At 62.8% G+C, this 19,162-nt stretch carries 18 protein-coding genes; 12 read left to right on the forward strand and 6 right to left on the reverse strand.

The genetic code is table 11. The features are described 5' to 3' along the window. The first annotated feature begins 5 nt into the window (after nt 1-5). Together G522_RS0100710 and G522_RS0100715 are read left to right on the forward strand one after the other, a co-directional pair. Nucleotides 6-587: a DUF1214 domain-containing protein gene (locus tag G522_RS0100710; protein ID WP_026789408.1), complete on the forward strand. Its 582-nt coding sequence runs from the start codon at nt 6-8 to the stop codon at nt 585-587. Next, complete coding sequence (locus G522_RS0100715) at nt 584-1,120, forward strand: hypothetical protein (RefSeq protein ID WP_026789409.1); 537 nt, start codon at nt 584-586, stop codon at nt 1,118-1,120. The genes G522_RS0100710 and G522_RS0100715 overlap by 4 nt, the downstream gene beginning before the upstream one ends. A gap of 1 nt (nt 1,121) precedes the next feature. On the opposite strand, the gene G522_RS30235 is transcribed toward G522_RS0100715, so the two are convergent. After that, nucleotides 1,122-1,997, reverse strand: a complete 876-nt coding sequence (locus tag G522_RS30235; protein WP_169453444.1) for a hypothetical protein — start codon at nt 1,995-1,997, stop codon at nt 1,122-1,124. A 484-nt stretch (nt 1,998-2,481) separates the two neighbouring features. Here G522_RS30235 and G522_RS30240 point away from each other — a divergent pair, with 484 nt between their 5' ends. After that, nucleotides 2,482-3,615, forward strand: a complete 1,134-nt coding sequence (locus G522_RS30240; RefSeq protein ID WP_026789411.1) for a DUF2336 domain-containing protein — start codon at nt 2,482-2,484, stop codon at nt 3,613-3,615. Nucleotides 3,616-4,075: 460 nt separating this feature from the next. Then, nucleotides 4,076-4,495: a Ros/MucR family transcriptional regulator gene (locus G522_RS0100735; protein WP_026789412.1), complete on the forward strand. Its 420-nt coding sequence runs from the start codon at nt 4,076-4,078 to the stop codon at nt 4,493-4,495. A gap of 141 nt (nt 4,496-4,636) precedes the next feature. On the opposite strand, the gene G522_RS0100740 is transcribed toward G522_RS0100735, so the two are convergent. Beyond that, the gene (locus G522_RS0100740; protein ID WP_026789413.1) at nt 4,637-5,059 is read right to left on the reverse strand and encodes a SufE family protein; all 423 of its coding nucleotides are present in this window, start codon (nt 5,057-5,059) and stop codon (nt 4,637-4,639) included. 159 nt (nt 5,060-5,218) lie between these two features. Next, nucleotides 5,219-5,596 (reverse strand): DUF5330 domain-containing protein, encoded by a 378-nt coding sequence (locus G522_RS0100745; protein ID WP_026789414.1) that lies wholly within the window; start codon nt 5,594-5,596, stop codon nt 5,219-5,221. Nucleotides 5,597-6,103: 507 nt separating this feature from the next. On the opposite strand from G522_RS0100745, the gene G522_RS24940 reads away from it, so the two are divergent. The 6 genes from G522_RS24940 to G522_RS28720 all read left to right on the forward strand — a co-directional run bounded on the left by G522_RS24940 (nt 6,104) and on the right by G522_RS28720 (nt 13,206). Beyond that, complete coding sequence (locus G522_RS24940; RefSeq protein WP_051227974.1) at nt 6,104-7,888, forward strand: sensor histidine kinase; 1,785 nt, start codon at nt 6,104-6,106, stop codon at nt 7,886-7,888. 3 nt (nt 7,889-7,891) lie between these two features. Further along, nucleotides 7,892-8,812, forward strand: coding sequence for a peptidoglycan-binding domain-containing protein (locus G522_RS0100755; RefSeq protein WP_026789415.1), 921 nt, complete (start codon nt 7,892-7,894; stop codon nt 8,810-8,812). Between the two features lie 163 nt (nt 8,813-8,975). Beyond that, nucleotides 8,976-9,329 (forward strand): DUF1491 family protein, encoded by a 354-nt coding sequence (locus tag G522_RS0100760; RefSeq protein WP_026789416.1) that lies wholly within the window; start codon nt 8,976-8,978, stop codon nt 9,327-9,329. Between the two features lie 83 nt (nt 9,330-9,412). Then, complete coding sequence (locus tag G522_RS0100765) at nt 9,413-11,500, forward strand: S9 family peptidase (protein ID WP_026789417.1); 2,088 nt, start codon at nt 9,413-9,415, stop codon at nt 11,498-11,500. Nucleotides 11,501-11,647: 147 nt separating this feature from the next. Continuing rightward, a complete protein-coding gene (locus tag G522_RS0100770; protein ID WP_026789418.1) occupies nt 11,648-12,244 on the forward strand; it encodes a superoxide dismutase in 597 nt (198 codons plus the stop codon). 191 nt (nt 12,245-12,435) lie between these two features. Next, nucleotides 12,436-13,206 carry a response regulator gene (locus G522_RS28720; RefSeq protein WP_051227977.1) on the forward strand — a complete coding sequence of 257 codons (771 nt, stop codon included), beginning with the start codon at nt 12,436-12,438 and terminating at the stop codon, nt 13,204-13,206. Between the two features lie 3 nt (nt 13,207-13,209). On the opposite strand, the gene G522_RS0100780 is transcribed toward G522_RS28720, so the two are convergent. Continuing rightward, nucleotides 13,210-13,518 (reverse strand): hypothetical protein, encoded by a 309-nt coding sequence (locus G522_RS0100780; protein WP_026789419.1) that lies wholly within the window; start codon nt 13,516-13,518, stop codon nt 13,210-13,212. 118 nt (nt 13,519-13,636) lie between these two features. Then, nucleotides 13,637-14,491, reverse strand: a complete 855-nt coding sequence (locus tag G522_RS0100785; RefSeq protein ID WP_342663862.1) for a branched-chain amino acid aminotransferase — start codon at nt 14,489-14,491, stop codon at nt 13,637-13,639. A 206-nt stretch (nt 14,492-14,697) separates the two neighbouring features. On the opposite strand from G522_RS0100785, the gene G522_RS0100790 reads away from it, so the two are divergent. Then, nucleotides 14,698-15,357, forward strand: coding sequence for a haloacid dehalogenase type II (locus tag G522_RS0100790; RefSeq protein ID WP_026789421.1), 660 nt, complete (start codon nt 14,698-14,700; stop codon nt 15,355-15,357). Nucleotides 15,358-15,481: 124 nt separating this feature from the next. Further along, the gene (gene malQ / locus G522_RS0100795) at nt 15,482-17,479 is read left to right on the forward strand and encodes a 4-alpha-glucanotransferase (protein ID WP_036837534.1); all 1,998 of its coding nucleotides are present in this window, start codon (nt 15,482-15,484) and stop codon (nt 17,477-17,479) included. Between the two features lie 36 nt (nt 17,480-17,515). Here malQ and G522_RS0100800 read toward each other — a convergent pair whose 3' ends face one another. Then, nucleotides 17,516-19,156 (reverse strand): helicase HerA-like domain-containing protein, encoded by a 1,641-nt coding sequence (locus G522_RS0100800; protein ID WP_026789423.1) that lies wholly within the window; start codon nt 19,154-19,156, stop codon nt 17,516-17,518. Nucleotides 19,157-19,162 lie beyond the last annotated feature (6 nt).

Below are 19,162 nucleotides of genomic sequence, written 5' to 3' on the forward strand. Positions count from 1 at the left end.
CACCTGTGCTCGCTACGCTCCGCTTCATCCTCGTCATACTCGCCGGCGTCTTTCTCGGCCTCACTTCGGCTTGGTGGGCAGTGGGTAACCTTCGTTTCGAAGGGGCGCGCACGGTCGGACAATGGTCGACGCAAAATGGCGGCGCCAAATCCAACCCTTATGAGGCGGCGCGAGCCGTCAGGCGTGGCGGCGGTCTGGGACCGAGCGAGGGCATCGAGCTCCTCACCGAAACCACCGCCGACAATAAGCCGCTCAACGCGGCCTGCGCCTATGAGATCGCCGGCCCGATGCCCCAGGGGGTGCTCTGGACATTGACGGTCTCCGATCGCAGCGGCCACCTTCCTCACAATCCGGCCCGCCGTTTCGGCTTCACGGCGTTCGATGCCATGACCTTCGGACCGACGCGGCAAGTTCGCATCTCGATTGGGCGCGATGTTCGGCCCGGCGACTTCGTCTCGACCGTCGGCCTATCCAGCCTGCGGCTGACGTTGCGTCTCTATTCGCCCACCCTTGCCACCCGTGCGCCAAGCGCCGATCAGCTGCCGGCGGTCACTCTGCTGGGCTGCGATGAAGGGGGGGCGTCATGATCGACACCGGCCTTCGCTGGTTCGCCGCGATGTTGTGTATCGCGGGGCTCACCCACATCGGCGCGGTTCTCCTCGCACCCAGCCATTCACGCAATCTTGCCTTCACCGGTATCGATTTCAGCGAAACGGATGGCAAGCTTGCACGCGTCGACGACAGCAATACCGCCGCCGACCTGGATCCGGCCTTCCTCAATGCCGTCTGCCGCTTCGACGACGACACCGGACCGGTGCGCCTCACCGGTTCGATGCCTGCAACCTATTGGTCGATCGCGGCGATGGCGGACGACGGGCGGATTTTGTCGACCCTGTCTCGGGAAGATCTGCGCGGAAGCGATATCGACCTTCTCGTCGGTCGCACGGCCGCTCTCGATGCGGCGCGCCAGTCGGCGGGTATCGATTCCATCGAAACCATGTCGTTGCCCGTCGACACCGGCTTCCTGCTGGTCCGTCTATTTGCCGGCGACATTGATGATCTAGGGCGCGCCCAGGAAGCCGTCGGACGGCTGGAATGCCGGCCGGCACTCTCCGATTGACCTATTTCTGCGGTACTGGCTCGTCGAATGGGTCGGGTGGATTCATCAACCGGGAATGGCGCTCCGGTCCGCGTGGCATCGCGGTGCGGATCGACGGAGCGCCAAAGCATTTCGAGGATACCAGCGTATCGTAGGCCCGATTGGCCGCGGACAGCTGACCGGATGGCGCCTCCACCTCGAAATGATTGATGGCATAGCGATAGGAGGATGCCCGATAGCCCAACGCCTGCCAGACCCAGGCAATGGTCTCCTCATTCTCCCACACCCTCGCCTCGGCGCCCTCGTGGAGTCCCGCCTCGACGAGGCGTTGACGCCTCAGCGCGCCAAGCCGTTCGATGTCGTCCCGCCGCACGCGTGCGGCGACAGCACAGAAGGGCGGGATCAGGGCCGTATCGGCGCCGGCGTCATCGATGACGCGAGCCCACAACGTTTCCGTGGAGACGCGGCCATCCGACAGAAGATAGCCGTGATAGCGGCTGCGATCATAGGCCGGGGCGATCAGCGGCAGAGCTATCTGAGGGAACATGGCGACGATCTCGGGCGACATGCTGTCGCCGCCCTTCAGGATCGGCAGGATGCGCGTTCGCTCGCCTTCGACCAGCGTATCGAGCCACCAATCGCGAACATGCGGCGCGCGCACGAAAGCCCAGGCGCGGTTGCGCAACTCGATCTCGTCGTCAGTCAATGGAAAGCCGGAAACCGGTTCCTTGCGCGCCACCGGCGCCACCAGATTACCGGCCGCCGGCAGTATCGTATCGTGCAGGAAGGAGGGTTCGGCTCGCCCAAAGTCACCGGTCGGACGGCCGCAGGCGGTAACCGTGATCATCACCAGAGCCAGCGATCCGCCGGCTCTCCAGTCACCCAAACGCGCAGCCACAATGCTTCTCCGGCCGATCCAAACGAGAGTCTTCCGGATTCGCGAGGCTGGCGCAAGCCCGTCGATCGCAGCGGCGACCTTACTTCCGGCAGACGCCGGCCGGGCGTGGCACGCCGCCCGACTTGCGCGCCGTCCGGCCTTTGGGCGATTTGGTGGAAGTCGTCGGATCACGATCATCGCCAGGGCGGGTCGGCAGAACGGTCACCTCGCAAAAACCGGTCGTCGGTTTTCGACGTGCGCGAAGCATTGGCAGACCGAAAGCTATCACCTTACCCACGGCGCCCTCCAGGGCGGAACGGCTTCACGGCGCATCACGCACTTGGACGATCGTCGGGCTCAAGTACTTTTGCCGCGCCAGATCATCATTCGGCCGTCAGAGTTAACAAATGGTTTACGATTTGGGCGGCATTCTCATCACGTTCGGCTGCCGACTGTTCTTGCCAGAGTCGGCCGGCGAGACACTCGTGTTCGGGATGGCTTTGGAATGGCGTCGCCCCCCTTTTCAAGCGGCATTTTCGGCCTCGTCAAGGACACTGACGGCGCGCGGTCCCGTTCGCTTCTCAAGGATGCGACAGAACTCTATGTGTCGGAACCTGGCCACACGCGCTCCGAAGTCGCCATGTATGAAGAGCTGGCGGCGCAACTGCTCAAAGTGACGGCGCTCCAGGATCGGATCCATATCGCCACTCTGCTCGCCGATTACGATGAAGTGCCGGCATCGGTCATGCGGGCCTTGCTGCACGATATCTTCCCCGTGTCCTCGGTCATGCTGGAAAAGTCGAAAAGCATATCCGAAGGGCAGTTGCTGGCGCTGGTGGCCACCGCTTCACCCAGCCATCTCGAGATGATCGCCGTTCGAAAGAACCTTCAGCCGGCCGTTGTGGAGGCGCTGCTCGGACGCATGCGCGCCGATGGCCTGCCGACGCTCGCCGGCAACCTGAGCATCACTTTTCCCGCCAGCGCCGTCCGGCACCTGGTGGAAAACGCTCGCGGCAATCCGAGGCTGGCCCGCCTTCTCGCGGCTCGCATCGATGATGTGCAGGATACCGACCTGATCGATCTCTTCCTCGATCTCGACAGTCGTGGCCGCCGCCGCGTCATCCAGGCATTGGAGATCGCCGCGCTCCGAGAATTCGCGGCGCGCCGGCCATTGCAACGGGTGCCGATGCCCGATCCGGAGAAAGTGGCAACGCTTGCACGCGCCTGTCTGCAGCGGAACACGGAGGCGATGTCGCGAATCCTGTCGGACCTCACTGGTCTTGACGCTCCCTTCCTGGTGCGATTGCTCGCCGATACCGGAGGCGAACCGCTGTCGATCTGCCTCAAGGCAGCCGGCGTCGACACCGGCATCGCGACCCGCGTCATTCTGTTCTCCGGCGTCGAAGACACGCGCAACTACTTCGACGTCAAGCGCCTCGTCGATCTCTACGAGATGGTGTCGCTTCGCTCGGCGTTGCTGTTGGTCGACCGCTGGCGTGGAGCGCTTCCCTCCGCCAAGCGCACCCCGATGCACATGCCGCAGACTCAGGCTGGCACACCCGTTCGTGCGACCGGGGCCGGAGCCAGCCACGGCGACAAACCAGCCGAGATGCCCCAGACCAAACGCGACCGCGCCTGACAGTTCAAGTATTATACTGGAGGCATATTTCGCGTCGTTCTCGCGAGAGTCCGCGGTGCTTGGGCAAGACTCATTTCTTTCGGGCCGTACCGGCATATCCACGAAAGCAGACCCAAGATAAACGTGCCGATTCGAGCGGACACGCGCTCTGGGCGGTAATTCCTGTAGCCTCGCGTCGGCAGCAGCCTGTCCAGCCACAGGCAACTCTCGTGTGATGCAAGCGTCTTGTGGAAACTTTCCTAGCATTCGCTGGGTAGGAACGCGGTTTTCATCGTATTGGCTTCACTCTTGTCCAAGTTCCACTTGTTTTCATTTTTGAAGCGCTGTAATGAGATGTCCGACAACAGATCATGGGTTTGTTGCGGTTTTGCAGGTAGAATTGGTCAAAAAGTTCTCACCTGGCTGAGAAGTTAACGAGACGCAACAGAAATATCCGAATTCAAGCAGGACAGGTACAAAGATGAGCGAGATGGAAGACGACCTGACGATAATCGACCTTGCTGCGCATATCGTCGCCGCTTATGTCGGCAACAATTCCATACCGGTTTCGGAACTGCCGAACCTGATCTTCGACGTTGTGGGTGCTCTCAACCGCGTGCAGGGCGGCGCTCCTCAGGAAGTCGAAGCCGAGCCGGTTCGCCCGGCCGTCCCCGTCAAGAAGTCGGTGACCAACGACTACATCATCTGCCTTGAGGACGGAAAGAAGTTCAAGTCGCTCAAGCGCCACCTGCGCACGCACTACAACATGTCGCCGGAAGAGTACCGCGAGAAGTGGAGCCTGCCGGCGGATTATCCGATGGTCGCCCCCAACTATGCGGCGGCTCGTTCTGATCTCGCCAAGAAGATGGGCCTCGGCCAGCAGCGCCGCCGCACCCGCTGATCGGCACGTCCCGACGGATCATGACAGGCCCGGCCTTTTGGCCGGGCTTTCTTTTTGAGGCTTGGCGTTACCGCGATCGCATGCCAGTCGCCACCGATGCCCGCGTGGCGGTTGCAGAGGTCGCTCGCTGACTATGCGGCTTCAGCCTTTGGCGTCTTGGGCGATCTTGCGTAAGCGCTCCACCATCGACCGCAGGCCATTGGAACGCTGCGGCGTGAGATGCTCGCGAAGGTTCAGTTCGTTAAAGATGGCCTCGGGATCGATCGATAACACATCCGAGACGTGCTTGCCCGAGTAGGTGGCGTGGAGGACGGCAATCAGCCCCTTGACGATCAACGCGTCGGAATCGCCGATGAAGGTCAACACTGGGTCGACCCGATCGTCTGAAAGATGCGGCTTGAGCCAGACCTGACTGACACAACCGCGCACCTTGTAATCCTCGCTATGGTCGCCCTCGGCGAGCGGCTCCAGCTCCTTGCCGAGTTCGATGACGTAGCGGTAGCGATCTTCCCAATCGTCGAGAAGCGAGAAATTTTCCCGTATTTCCTCGAGAGTTGTCGCCACGGTCCGTCTCCATGTCAGTCACGCCGCCACGGTATAGACCGCCGATGCCCGTAAAGAAAGAGACCGCCGAACCCTGGGGCGCGGCGGTCGAGTTCCCGGCGGATATGAACCGACGGGCAGGGAAATTATGGCGGCGGCCGAAGGGCTCAGCGAGTCGGATCAGATGCCCTGCGGCGCCTTGCCGGGTCCGCGCCAGGCGGGGGAGAGGTCGGTTGACGTCAGCGTGCCGTGATCAACGGCCGTGGCACCTGTCTTGTCGGCCAGCGAACGGTCGATGAAATCATAGACCATGCGGGCGCCTGTCTGGGCCTTCAACAGGAAGGTGGTGGCAACGCGGCCGCCGATCTCGCAAGCGGTGGGATTACGGCCGCAGAAGCCGCTCATATCGGACAAGGTCGCTTGAGCGGCGCTTGCCGCTTCGAGCGCGCCGATCGGTTGCACCTTGGCGGTCTCAGCCTGTTGCTCAGCCGCGTGGTCGACGGGGATCAGGAAGATGACGATGGACAGCCAGAATGCCGTCCTCAGGAGAAACATCATGTTGCACTTCCCTGTTATTCATCGCCCTTGAGGAGCGTTCGGATCTTTCGCGGCCGAGACCGTCGCTGTCCGATCAATGTTCCCGGTTCTAGCAGGGACGTTTTAGGATCGAATTAGGCCGATCATTCAAATTGCAGAGAAATTCGACGAAAATTTGAGTCCAATTTTATCGATCTGTCCTTTCCACAACCAAACGCCAGGAATTCGCGAGGTTTATCGCGGGTTTCGGGTTATCCGGCAGGACTGTTCACCCCCGCTTAACCGTGAATTCGATCTTTTCGACCAAATCCCTTTTTGAAGCCGTCTCACCCCCTCGCGTCACGCCTCCTATCAACATTCCATAAAGGGGCACGTGGCACCGTGGTTTCAGAAAAGACAAATGGCCCGTCTCCGAAGCCGACCTACCTACAATGGGAAAACTTCGGAAATTCAGGGCCAGCATGTCGGCGGTGACCTCGGGGGTAGTTCCCGCGGTGGTTGCCGATCCGCCTGCGATGGGGATGCGTGTTGCGTAACCGTGAGATCAGAGCCGCGCTGGAGCGCTCGTTCGATCACCTTGTTCACAGCTCGGTGGTTGACGACCCGGTCGAGGTCAACAGACACCGGGGATTCATCGCCTCGCATCTTATCAGCGGGTTCGCCGCTTTCGGACTCATCCCGCCGGCCCTCGCCGTCGATGCGTCGTCGGCTGGGTTCACCGCGACCGCTCTCTCCGTCCTCGGCCTGGAAATTCTCGTCGCGCTGTTTGTGTCCCGCACGGGGCGCCTGGCGCAAGGCTATCTTCTGTCGGCCGGTATTCTGACCACCCTTGCCGTCTGGGTCGCACTTCACACCGGAGGCCTCGGCTCGTTTGCCGTCGTCTGGTTCGCCATCGCGCCCATCGAGGCAGGACTGTCCGGCCGTCGTTCGACCGTCACTGGCGCCGCGCTGATCGCCGGCGCGGGCTTCCTGCTGACCGCCGCGCTAACCGCCACCGGCTATGCCGCGCGCGCATTCAGCTTTGCGGGCGACAGCACGACCATGAACTTCCTCGCCTGTGTCGTTGCCCTTGGCTATGCGTCGGGCGTCGCCATCAGCATCGAGCGCCGGGAGCGGGCCACGTCCCTCTCCATCGCCCGTCAGGAGCAGCGCTACCGCCTGCTCGCCGAGGCGATGAGCGACCTCGTGACCTGTCATAACCCCTCCGGCGACGTCACCTTCGTCTCTCCGGCAGCCATGCGCCTCTTGTCGGTGCGGCCGACCGACCTTGTGGCAGAAGGTCTGTTCCGCCGCGTCCACATTGGTGATCGTCCCGCCTACCTGTCGGCTATTTCCATGGCGCTGCATCAGGGCGCCGCCCGCGTCGAATATCGCCTGCGCTGCGGCGACGAGCAGGACACCGACGGTTGGATCTGGGTCGAATCGCACATGCGCCATCTCGCCGACGAGCAAGGCGACGACGCGGTGGTGACCGTTACCCGCGATATTTCCGAGCGCAAGCGGCACGAGGCCGAGCTCGAGCACCTGCGCGCCGATTCGGAAGCGGCCAATCTCGCCAAGACTCGTTTCCTCGCCAACATGAGTCATGAGCTCCGGACGCCTCTCAACGCCATCATCGGCTTCTCCGATATGCTCAATCAGGAACTGTTCGGCCAGTTCGAGTTCGATCGTCAGCGGGAATACTCCGGCCTGATCAAGGAGTCCGGCGAGCATCTCCTGCAGGTGGTCAACGACATTCTCGATCTCTCGAAGATCGAGTGCGGTTCCTTTGACGTCAATCCCGAGGCGTTTCGCGTCGGACCGCTGGTGGATCGTTGCCGGCAGATGATGGAGCCGCAGGCCGAGAAAGCCGGGATTACGCTCGCTTCCGAGATCGAGCCCAACCTGCCGGAACTGGTTGCCGATCCGCGCGCCTGCCGCCAGATCGTCCTCAATCTTCTGTCCAACGCGGTGAAATTCTCCAACCGCGGTGGCGTTGTCGTGTGCTCGGTCCGCCGCCAGGGGCGCCGCCTGGCCATCGCTGTGCGTGACAATGGCATCGGCATCGCCGAGAAGGATCTCGAGCGCGTCGGCAGTCCCTTCTTCCAGGCCGATACCGGCTACGACCGCAAGCAGGCGGGCACCGGCCTTGGGCTGTCGGTGGTCAAAGGTCTGGTGGCGCTGCACGGCGGCCAAGTGATGATCGACTCCGACCTTGGCAAGGGCACGACCGTCACGGTTCTCCTGCCGATGCAGCCGTCACGCGATGGCGTGGAACCACTTTCCCGCGTTCTGGATGTCGACCAGATCCAGCGCGTGGCGCGGAGGGCCTGATACATGGCAGGACGCAAGACCCACACCAAAACGGGACTTGTCGCCCTCCTCTTCCGGGGAGCCATCGGGAATCCGATGGCCACGGTCGGCGGCCTGATGATAACGGCCACCGCCGTTGCCATCATGACCAATGCCCTGATGCTGCAGCCGCGTGCCCATCCGGCCCCGCTGTTCGTCGGCACTCGCCCAATTGCGCCGGCCGCCCAGGTCGTCGCCCAGCCGCCGGTGCTTCGCACCACGGACGGCTCCACAGTCGGAGCCACCGATCACAGCCTGATCTCCGATATTCAGCAGGGCCTGAAGGACTTCGGCTATTACAAGGGCGACGTCGACGGTCTTGACGGTCCGCAAACGTCGCAAGCCATTCTCGCTTTCGAGAGAGCGTTCCGTCTGACGCCGACAGGCGCGCCGTCGAACAACGTCCTGCTCGCCATCCGCTCCGTACGCCCCAAGACCAGCCTCAATGGCGCAACGCCGGTCGCCGCTGACCCAGTGACGGTCGGGTCGCTACCGTCAGCAGCCTCTTCGGCGCCGGTGCCACGGCCCAAGCCGAACGCGTCTGTCGTACAGCCTGTACAGGCCGCGCCTGGCGATACGGACACGGCGGCGGTCTCCAGCGATGGGATCGCCGACCTCATCGCCTCGACCGCGCCGACCAACGCTCGCCCCGCGCCCGCCGCGAGTGCACCGCCCACCGCCCCGGTGGCCAGCGCCGCCCCAGCCGCCCCGACGGTCGACAACAACTTGGCGCGCATCCAGCGGTCGCTGTCGCAACAGGGGTTCGGCCCGGTGGCCGTCAATGGCGTGATGTCGACCGAGACCCGCGACGCCATCAAGCAGTTCCAGGCCTATTACAACTTGCCGCAGACCGGCGTGATCGACCAGGCGTTCATCGCTCAGCTTGTCAAGGTTGGCGGCCTCTAGATCATCGCGCGCCCTGACGGCTGCAAAGCGACAATCCAGTTCCTTGTTGTCGCGCCGGATTACCCAAAGCCGGATTCCGCTTTGCCGTCCGTTGCTGTCGCCAGCCCTTGCCCCCGGCACCCGTCCGTGATTTGAACGGAAGGTTCCGCCTTCGAGCACGGCCATGGCCCGCATCACCTCCGACTTTTTTGTCTCCGCCTACGTTCGCCGCCGTAACGACGCCGGTTTCTTTACCGCCGTCGTTCGCAAAGGCGCGGCAGAAGCTGGCGCCATTTTCGTCAAAGTCTCTCGTCTCGATGGCACCGCCGATCTTTACGGCCCAGTACCGCAGATCTATCTCGACGATGTGGACCCGTCGATCGCCGGCGGCCGCGTGTTCGAACAGCTGCTCGCCGCTGTGCCGGAGGGGGACATCGACGCCCGCCTGCAGTCCGAACAGCGCTTCGATAGCGATTGCTGGATCGTCGAAACTGAGGACCGCCAAGGCACCGCCGATCTCGATATTATCGGAACCTGATCGAGCGGCGATGTGTTTGGCTGTTGCCCCCTTGCTACTTTTGGGGATATCCCTCCAGCCGTTTTGCAGTTTCCGGAGCGTCCATGACCGAGATGAAGCCCCCTTGCGCTGAGAAGCGGCCCGTCGTGACGACCATCCACGGCGTCGACCTTGTCGACGACTACGCCTGGCTTCGCGCCGACAATTGGCAGGACGTGCTGCGCGACCCCGACCTGCTGGACCCGGCCATTCGGGCTCATCTCGAAGCCGAGAATGCCTATTGCGACGCCTTCATGGCCGACACCGTGGGCCTGCAGGAGGCGCTGGTGGCCGAAATGCGCGGTCGTATCCTCGAGGATGACTCCTCGGTGCCGCTGCCGGACGGCCCCTATGCCTACGCCAGCCGGTATCTTGTCGGCGCCCAGCATCCAAGGCTCGTCCGCACGCTGCGGGACGGCGGCCCCGAGGAGCTGCTGCTCGATGCCGACGAGCTTGCCCGCGGCAAGGCCTATTTCAGCTTGGGCGGGGCCAGTCACAGCCCCGACCATAAGCTGCTCGCCTACAGCGTCGACGACACCGGCTCGGAGTTCCACGTGATCCGCGTTCGCGACTTGGATGCCGACGCCGATCTCCCCGACGAGATTCCCAACACCTCCGGTGGCGTTGCCTGGGCGGCCGACTCCCGCTCGTTCTTCTATACGTTCATCAACGACAACCACCGGACCGAGAAGGTGCTTCGGCACGTAATCGGTACGCCGGCCTCCGAGGACATCGTCGTTTACGTCGAAGAGGACCCGGGCTTTTTCTGCGGGGTCGACAAGACCCAATCCGGTCGATTCATCGTCATCGACTCCCACGACCACCAGACCTCCGAGGTTCGCCTGGTGGACGCCGAGGCGCCGGACAGTCCGCTGCGCCTCGTCACGGCGCGGGAGACCGAGGTTGAATACTCCATCGAGGACGACGGCGACGATCGCGTCTATATCCTGACGAATGCCGATGGCGCCGAGGATTTCAAGATCGTCAACGCGCCGCTCAAGAATCCCGGCCGTGACAACTGGATCGATGTCGTCGCTCACGAACCGGGCCGCCTCATTCTGTCGATGTCCGTCTTCAGGGGGCGGATGGTGAGACTCGAGCGCGTCGGCGGCCTTCCACGCATCGTCATTCGCGAGCTGTCGAGCGGCCACGAGCATGCCATTGCCTTCCCGGAGGAAGCCTATTCGCTGGGATTGTCGGGCTCCTATGAGTTCGACACCAACGTCGTCCGCTTCACCTATTCCTCGCCGACCACGCCGGCGCAGGTCTACGACTACGACATGGAGACCGGCGAACGCTTCCTGAGGAAGACGCAGGAAGTGCCTTCGGGCCACGAGCCTTCCGACTATGTGACCCGTCGCGTCATGGCGCCCACGGCCGATGGCGAGACCGTGCCGGTCACCCTGCTCTATCGCGCCGATACGCCGCTCGATGGTTCAGCGCCCTGCCTTCTCTATGGCTACGGCGCCTATGGCATCGCCATTCCGGCGTCGTTCTCCACACGCATCCTATCGCTGGTGGATCGCGGCTTCGTCTACGCCATCGCGCATATCCGTGGCGGCAATGAAAAGGGCCACCGCTGGTATCTCGCCGGCAAGCGACAGAACAAGCCGAATACCTTCAAGGACTTCATCACCGCCGCCCGCTATCTCTGCGAGCAGAAGTTCACGTCGGAGGGCCGCATCGTCGCCCACGGCGGCTCGGCGGGCGGCATGCTGATGGGCGCTGTCGCCAATTTGGCGCCGTCGCTTTGGGGCGGGGTGATGGCCGCTGTACCCTTTGTCGACGTACTCAATACCATGCTCGATGCCACGCTGCCGCTCACCCCGCCGGAATGGCCCGAGTGGGGCAACCCGCTCGAAAGCATCGACGACTTCCAGTTGATCGCCTCCTACAGCCCTTATGAAAACCTGATGACGCAGGACTATCCGCCGATGTTCGTCCTGGCCGGGCTCGCCGATCCGCGCGTCACCTATTGGGAACCGGCGAAGTGGCTGGCCCGCCTCAGGGCACTCAAGACCGACACCAACGCGCAGGTGATGCACGTCAACATGGATGCCGGCCACGGCGGTGCATCCGGACGTTTCGACGAGTTGAAGGAAACGGCTCTCGAATATGCCTTTGCGTTAAAGGTGATGGGCAGAGCTAACTAATTCGATTCGTTCACCGAATAGCGCATGGGAGCCATGAATCGACTCGCGACTCATTGCCGATATCAGGAAAAGTGACTATCTATTCTGCACGCACCACCGCCGGGCGGAGATGCTCCGTTTTAGAACGCACTTTTTGAGGAGACGACCATGGCTTTCGAGCTCAACGACCTTCCCTATGCCTATGACGCGCTTGGCCCGTACATGTCGCGCGAGACGCTTGAGTATCATCACGACAAGCATCATCTCGCCTATGTCAACAACGGCAATAACCTGATCAAGGGTACCGAGTGGGAAGGCAAAAGCGTCGAGGACGTTGTCAAGGGCTCCTTCGGCAAGAACCCGGCGCTCTTCAACAACGTCGCGCAGCATTACAACCACTTCTATTTCTGGCAGTGGATGAAGCCGAATGGCGGCGGCGCCATTCCTGGCGAACTTCTCAAGAAGATCAATGAAGACCTCGGCGGGCTCGACAAGTTCCGCGCCGATTTCATTCAGGCCGGCATGACGCAGTTCGGTTCCGGCTGGGCTTGGCTAGCGCTCAAGGACGGCAAGCTCACGATTTCCAAGACGCCGAATGGCGAGAACCCGCTGGTTGCCGGCGCGGCGCCGCTGCTCGGTGTCGACGTGTGGGAGCATTCCTACTACATCGACTACCGCAACCTGCGTCAGAAGTATCTCGAAGCCTTCTTCGACAATCTGGTCAACTGGGAGTTCGTCGCCGAGCTCTACGCCAAGGCGCGCTGACCACGCTGCCATTGAGGCGCTTTGATCGGTATAGTTTCTCATCGGGGCCCCGGCACGTTCGGGACCCCGTTTTTGTTCAGCAATAAATGTTGTCCGGCGCAGTGCTAGCCACTATCAATATCCTGGTGGGCACCGGGGCGGTTCGTGCTCCGGTTTTTTGGTTCTAGTTGTGCAACGGTTGACGGGGCGCCATGCCTAAGCTGACGGAATTTATCGCGCGAACGATCGTGATTGTCGACGACAGCCCCCGTTTTCGCCGGTTCGTCGCGGGTATGCTCACCGAATTCGGCTTTCGCGACATTCATGAGTTTTCCGGCACCGACCAAGCCTTCGAATTCCTGACCAGCCAGCATGTCGATCTGGTGATGTCGGATCTCGGCATGGAGCCGATGGACGGCTTCGCATTTGCCGATCGCATTCGGCACGGCGGCGCGGTCGTCAATCGCATGGTCCCCATTCTGCTGATGACCGGCCATGCCAGTCGGCAGAACGTTCAGAAGGCGGTGATGGCCGGTATCGACGAAATCGCCGTCAAGCCGATGTCATCCAATTATCTGGCCGAGCGGCTGCTGACGGTGTTCGGCCGCCCCCGCGTCTATGTGAAGACCGGATCTGGCTATTTCGGCCCCGACCGCCGGCGGCGCAACGATCCGACCTATCGCGGCCCGGAGCGTCGCTCGGGACAACCGGCGGAAATCCTGTCGGAGGAACGGCTGCTGGCGTTGCGTGAAGCGGCCTCACTGCGCAATCGTGGCCTGTTGCAGGATGCGTCTCCGGACGTCCCACCGCCGCCACTACCCGAAAATCCCGGCTTTTCAATCATTCATATCGGCTTTCGCCAAAAGGCGAACGAAGCCGTTTATGGTGATCTGGTAGGCGAGCGCGCCGCCCCCGTCATTCCGGTGGTGGTCAAGCGATCACGCCGACCGCGAGCGCCGGTCCAGCCGTCGCGAGACCGCTGATTATCAGTAGCGCGTACAGACGGCCGACCAGACGTTCTCGCTATACTCGCTCTGCATGTTGTAGAGCCAGTTGCGGCATTGTTTCTCCGTTCTGAAACAATAGCGCTGGGCGACGTCCTCATACTTCATAAAGCCGAAGTCGACTTCCTTGCGGCCGTGAAAGTAGCCCTGCCACAGATTTCCGCCGGTGCCGCTCGGGCAAGCCAAGGGTTCGGTCGGTCTGGCGATAAATGCTGCGGAGGCGGCGGCGGCCGGAAGGGCGGCGCCCAACGAAAGCGCTATTGTCAATCCTAGAGCCGTGGACATCCGCATGTCGGCCTCCTCGCCATAGATCAGTCGGCGGCTCCGTGCAGCCGGGCCATATCCCCTTGATGTCCGTCTGAGAGGCGGCAATTTCAAGGGGATGGGCCAAGGAAAAGAACGTCTTTTCTCAAGCGTGGGCATAGGCCCAATAGAGTTCGCGGGCCCGCCGCGTTACTGGCCCCACCTCGAATTCGCGGGTCTCGAAGCGAAGGATCGGCGTCACCTTGCCGTAGTTGCCAGCCGCGAACATCTCATCGGCTGCCGCCAGATCTTCTGTTTTCAGCACGCATTCCCGCACATCGAATCCATCGTCGCGCAGCAACTGGATGATGCGGGAGCGCGTTATGCCGGCCAGGAACACGCCGGTGGCAACCGGCGTCTTCACCACGCCATCCTTGGCGATGAACAGGTTGGCCGTGGCGAGTTCGCTGACGTTGCCGAGCAGGTCGAGCAAAACGGCGTTGTCGAAGCCCTTGGCCTTGGCCTCCATGATGGCGCGGCCATTGTTGGGGTAAAGACAGCCCGTCTTGGCATTGACCAGCGCCGTTTCCGGCAGCGGCCGGCGATACTGCGTGGTGGTCACCGCATAGCCTTCGTCCATCGAGGGAATGGGCGCCTCGTAAAGGCTGAGGCAAAAGCGGGTCGATCCGGCTTCCGGCGGCACGCCCATGAAGCCCCCTTCCTCGGCCCAGTACATGGGGCGGATGTAAAGCGCAGCATCACTGGAGAATCGTTTGAACCCCTCGCGTGCCAGGGCTTCGATCTCTTCGGCCGAGTGCAGAGCCTCAAGGCCCATGGCCACCGCGCTACGATTGACGCGCTGGCAATGGAGGCCGAGGTCGGGTGCCACGCCTTCAAAATAGCGAGCGCCGTCGAATACCGACGAGGCCATCCAAGAGGAGTGCGTCCTCACGCCCATGATCTGCACGTTGCCTTCGTGCCATTTCCCGTCCAACCACGTCCAGGTCTGAGACCACGCCACGATACTGTCCTTCCGTTTCTCGTTGCGGCCGCTGGGCTGGCACCGCCGAACGCGGCGATACGACAACGGCCGGATGAAAACCTGCCCCTCTGCAGGCTTTTCCGCATGTCTGTTTTATCGGTTTCCAGATAACCGAATATATCCGATACCAAAGTTGCGAAAGCCGCTGGATTCACGAATCGACGGCTGTGAGTGGAGACAGCGGCATGTACCATCCGATCTTTCTGTTCGATGCCTATGGCACGCTGTTCGACGTCCACTCCGCCGTTCGCCAGCACGCCGCCGAACTCGGGCCGGATGCGCAGCGTCTATCCGAACTGTGGCGCGCCAAGCAGCTCGAATATTCCTGGATCCGGTCGGCGACCGGTGCCTACAAGGATTTCTGGGCGCTGACCAAGGACGCGCTCGACGCGGCCTTCGCCGCTTATCCGCAGGTGGACCCAAATCTTCGCGAGAAGCTGCTCGAAGCCTATCGAAGCTGCGATTGTTTTCCGGAAGTGCCCGCCGTGCTGCGCGATTTGAAGATCGCCGGCGTTCGTGTCGCCATCCTGTCGAACGGCAGTCCGTTGATGCTGAACCGGGCGATCCGGGCCGCCGGCCTCGGCGACATCATCGACGACGTGCTGTCGGTGGACACCATCGGCTGTTACAAGCCCGACCCGCGCGTCTACGAGATGGCGACGACGCATTTTCGCGTCTTCCCGAGTGCCATTTCCTTCCAATCGTCCAACCGCTGGGATGTGGCAGGCGGCTCAAAGTTCGGCTTCCGGACGGTCTGGATCAACCGCACCGGTGCGCTCGACGAATATCCGGACATGCGACCGGCCGCCGAACTCTCCGACCTCACAGGCCTGACGAAGCTTTGACGGGCGATTGCCCGCCTGTTCCGGAAAACGTAACGTCATCTCACCAAGGTTCCATCCGCCGGATCCGAAAGGGTTTTTGGCAACGTCGGGCAGATATCTCGCCGCGATCTCAGGGGAGGCAGACATGACCGAGCTTCACGCGCTCGCCGCGGCAATCGGCCTGGTGCGGGTTTGGTGGGACGTCGCCGGCCGGCAACAGGAGGTGAGTGATGAGGCGCTCGGTGCCATCGCCACCGCGCTTGGCTATCCCGCCGACAGCGCGGCAGCGATTGCCCAAAGCCTTTCTCGCATCGAGGATGAACGCCAGCGGCCGCCTGCCCTTCTCGTCGCCGACGCCGGTCGTCCAATCCAAATCCCGTCCAGCCTTGCCCGCGCCGAGCTCGTCGCCGAGGATGGTGCCAGCCGTGCTCTATTGGTCGAAGGGGGCTATCTGCCGGCGATCGCCGAACCCGGTTACTATCGCCTCGCCATCGGTTCGCACGAGCTGACGCTCGCCGTTGCTCCGCCGCGCTGCCATGGGTTGGAACAGCTGCAAGACGGCCGACGCGTCTGGGGACCGTCGATCCAAATCCCATCGCTTCGGGGCCGGGTGCCGCAGCCGTTTGGCCATTTCGGCCATCTCGACGACGCGGTGACGCGCTTCGCCGCCCGCGGTGCCGACGTGGTGATGATCAACCCCGTCCATGCCCTGTTTCCCGGCCATGGCATCGGCTTCAGCCCCTATTCGCCGTCAAGCCGGCTGTTTCTGAATGGCGCGATGGGCGATCCGGCCCTGGTCGGTTTGCCGCCGCTGCCGCCGGGAGAAGACGGCGAAACGTTGATCGACTGGGAAAGCGCCCTACCCAAGCGCCTCGCCCAGCTCCGAACGGTTTTCAAAAACCTGGCACCAGACTTCCGGTCCCGTGTTCTCAAGGACAGCCTCGCCGACGGCGATGCACTGCGTCGTCATGCCATCTTCGATGCGCTCGACGTGCGTTTCCGGGCGCGTGGCCTAGACGGTTGGCGCACGTGGCCGGCGCCCTTCCATGATCCAGACGGCGCTGCAGTGCGCCAGTTCGCCGCCGAAAACCCCGACGAAATCGCCTTCCATCTTTTCGTCCAGTGGCTGGCCCACGAAAGTCTGGCGACCATACAAAGCCATGCCAAAGCGGCGGGCATGACCGTCGGTCTGCTGGCCGATCTTGCCGTCGGCGTCCACACGGGCGGCAGCGACAGCTGGAGCCAGCGCGACCATCTGCTGCATGGCCTGACCATCGGTGCGCCGCCCGATCCGCTCGGCCCGCTCGGGCAGAACTGGATGCTAACCACCTTCTCGCCGCGTGGCCTCTCCGAGAGCGGCTATGCGCCCTGGATTGCGACGCTCCGATCGACGCTCGGCCGTGCCGGCGGCCTCAGGATCGACCACGCTTTCGGTCTGTCGCGCCTCTGGATAATGCCGGAGGGCCGCTCCTCAAACGATGGCGCCTATCTCGTTTATCCGTTCCGCGAGCTTACCAGGCTCGCGGCACTCGAATCGCACCGCGCCAAAGCGCTGATTGTCGCCGAGGACCTCGGCACCAAGCCGGGCGGCTTTGCCGAGGCGATCGACGCCGAGGGCATGCTGGGCATGCGGGTGTTGTGGTTCGAACGGGCGGTCGACCACGGGTTTATCGGTCCGCAGGATTATCCGTCCGAAAGCGTCGCCATGACCGGCACGCATGATACGGCCACCGTTGCCGGCTGGTGGACCGGGCACGATCTCGACTGGGCCGACAAACTCGGCCGTCTTCCGCTCGACTCAAACCGCGAGCGGGAGGACGAGCGGCGAGCCTGGGACCGCGGTCTCCTGTGGGCGACCTTTGGCGGCAGCGAGCCGCGACCGGCGCCCGATGATCCGGCTCCGGCCGTCGAGGCGGCGCTTCGCCACATCGGACGGGCGGGTTCGCGCCTTGCCATCGCACCGCTCGAAGACCTTTTGGCGCTCGAAGAGCAACCAAACCTGCCGGGAACGATCACCGAGCATCCCAACTGGCGCCGTCGTATGACGGCTCCCCTCGAGGATCTGCTCGCGACGCCCGATACGACGCATCGCATCGAAACGCTGGCGGCGGCGCGCAAGGAGCCTCCGGCAGAAAAGTGGTAAGACGGATATCGTTCAATATCCGTCTTTCGAATGTCCCTACTTCAGCAGGCTGCCGAGCACGCCACGCACAAGCGCCCGGCCGATTTGCGAGCCAACCTGGCTGGAAACCGAGCGAACTACCGATTTGATGGCGGCTTCCGCGACGGTCTGCCGACCGCCATAGCCATAGCCGCCGCTCCGGTTCGCCCGTTCCTCACGATCTTCGCGACGGCGACGCTCGTCAGCGCTCTCGTATTCATCAAGGCGCGGCCGCCGGGCCGGATCTTCATAACGGGGTTCAGGTGCCGGTGCGCTTTCCCGACTGCGGCTCCAGCCAAAGTCGGGCACGCTGAAACCGGGGCTTTGGCGCGTCGTACGGGGTGTTTCGACTGGTTCGTGCGCTTGCTGCACGCCGTTTGCGCGTGCCTTTAGCACCTCGAAGGCGGATTCGCGGTCAACGGCCTCGTCATAATAGCCGGCCAGCGGGCTTGCCGCGATCAGCGCCGCGCGCTCCTCGTCCTTCAGCGGCCCAAGCCGCGACGACGGTGGCCGGATCAGCGTCCGCTCGACGATCGATGGCACGGCCTTGCCTTCCAGCATGGAAACCAAAGCTTCCCCCTGGCCGAGTTCGCTGATCGCCGCGAAGGTATCGAAGGCGGGATTGGGCCGGAAGGTTTCGGCGGCCACCTTCACAGCCTTCTGCTCGCGCGGCGTATAGGCGCGCAGCGCGTGCTGCACGCGATTGCCGAGCTGGGCAAGAACGCTTTCCGGAATGTCCAGCGGGTTCTGCGTGACGAAGTAGATGCCGACGCCCTTGGAGCGGATCAGCTTGACCACCTGCTCCACCTTATCGACCAGCGCTTTGGGCGCCTCGTCGAACAGCAGGTGCGCCTCGTCGAAGAAGAAGACCAGCTTGGGTTTGTCGAGATCGCCGACTTCAGGCAAATCCTCGAACAGCTCCGAAAGCAGCCACAACAGGAAGGTGGCGTAGAGGCGCGGCGTCTGCATCAACTTGTCGGCTGCCAGGACATTGACGGCGCCACGACCGTCACCGGTCACCTTCATCAGGTCGGAGATCTGCAAGCCCGGCTCGCCGAAGAAGTGCTCGGCGCCTTGCTGCTCCAGCACCAAGAGCTGCCGCTGGATGGCCCCCACCGTCGCCTTGGCGACGTTGCCGTAGTTGGCGGTTACCGCGTCGGCATTCTCGGAGACATAGCTGAGGAGCGAGCGTAGATCCTTGAAGTCGAGGAGCAGCAAGCCCTCGTCGTCGGCCACTTTGAAGACGATGTTGAGCACACCTTCCTGCGTCTCGTTGAGTTCCAGGAGGCGAGAGAGCAGAAGCGGTCCCATTTCGGACACCGTCGTCCGTACCGGATGCCCCTTTTCACCGAACAGATCCCAGAAGACGGCCGGAGCCGCCCTGAGCTGGTACTCTTCGGAAAAGCCGATGGTGCGAGCCCGCTCTTCAAGGAAATCCTTGGCCTCGCCCGGGGCTCCGATCCCAGAAAGATCGCCCTTCACGTCGGCGCAGAAAACCGGCACGCCGGCATCCGACAGCCCTTCGGCCAGCACCTGTAGCGTAACCGTCTTGCCGGTACCGGTAGCACCCGTGATGAGACCATGCCTGTTGGCAAGTTTCAGCGTCAGGTATTCCGGCTTCGTGCTCGACCCGATGTAAACCTTGCCTTCTTCCAACATGTGCAA

The sequence above is a fragment of the Pleomorphomonas oryzae DSM 16300 genome, from assembly GCF_000422965.1.
GTDB lineage: Bacteria > Pseudomonadota > Alphaproteobacteria > Rhizobiales > Pleomorphomonadaceae > Pleomorphomonas > Pleomorphomonas oryzae.

Excerpts from the sequence above, each read along its gene's own strand:
- G522_RS0100755 (WP_026789415.1), top strand. The coding sequence starts at position 7,892 with ATGGCAGGACGCAAGACCCACACCAAAACGGGACTTGTCGCCCTCCTC.
- G522_RS0100800 (WP_026789423.1), bottom strand. The coding sequence starts at position 19,156 with ATGTTGGAAGAAGGCAAGGTTTACATCGGGTCGAGCACGAAGCCGGAA.
- G522_RS30240 (WP_026789411.1), top strand. The coding sequence starts at position 2,482 with ATGGCGTCGCCCCCCTTTTCAAGCGGCATTTTCGGCCTCGTCAAGGAC.
- G522_RS0100770 (WP_026789418.1), top strand. The coding sequence starts at position 11,648 with ATGGCTTTCGAGCTCAACGACCTTCCCTATGCCTATGACGCGCTTGGC.
- G522_RS0100760 (WP_026789416.1), top strand. The coding sequence starts at position 8,976 with ATGGCCCGCATCACCTCCGACTTTTTTGTCTCCGCCTACGTTCGCCGC.
- G522_RS0100790 (WP_026789421.1), top strand. The coding sequence starts at position 14,698 with ATGTACCATCCGATCTTTCTGTTCGATGCCTATGGCACGCTGTTCGAC.
- G522_RS0100715 (WP_026789409.1), top strand. The coding sequence starts at position 584 with ATGATCGACACCGGCCTTCGCTGGTTCGCCGCGATGTTGTGTATCGCG.
- G522_RS0100780 (WP_026789419.1), bottom strand. The coding sequence starts at position 13,518 with ATGCGGATGTCCACGGCTCTAGGATTGACAATAGCGCTTTCGTTGGGC.
- G522_RS0100745 (WP_026789414.1), bottom strand. The coding sequence starts at position 5,596 with ATGATGTTTCTCCTGAGGACGGCATTCTGGCTGTCCATCGTCATCTTC.
- G522_RS0100765 (WP_026789417.1), top strand. The coding sequence starts at position 9,413 with ATGACCGAGATGAAGCCCCCTTGCGCTGAGAAGCGGCCCGTCGTGACG.
- malQ (WP_036837534.1), top strand. The coding sequence starts at position 15,482 with ATGACCGAGCTTCACGCGCTCGCCGCGGCAATCGGCCTGGTGCGGGTT.
- G522_RS28720 (WP_051227977.1), top strand. The coding sequence starts at position 12,436 with ATGCCTAAGCTGACGGAATTTATCGCGCGAACGATCGTGATTGTCGAC.
- G522_RS0100735 (WP_026789412.1), top strand. The coding sequence starts at position 4,076 with ATGAGCGAGATGGAAGACGACCTGACGATAATCGACCTTGCTGCGCAT.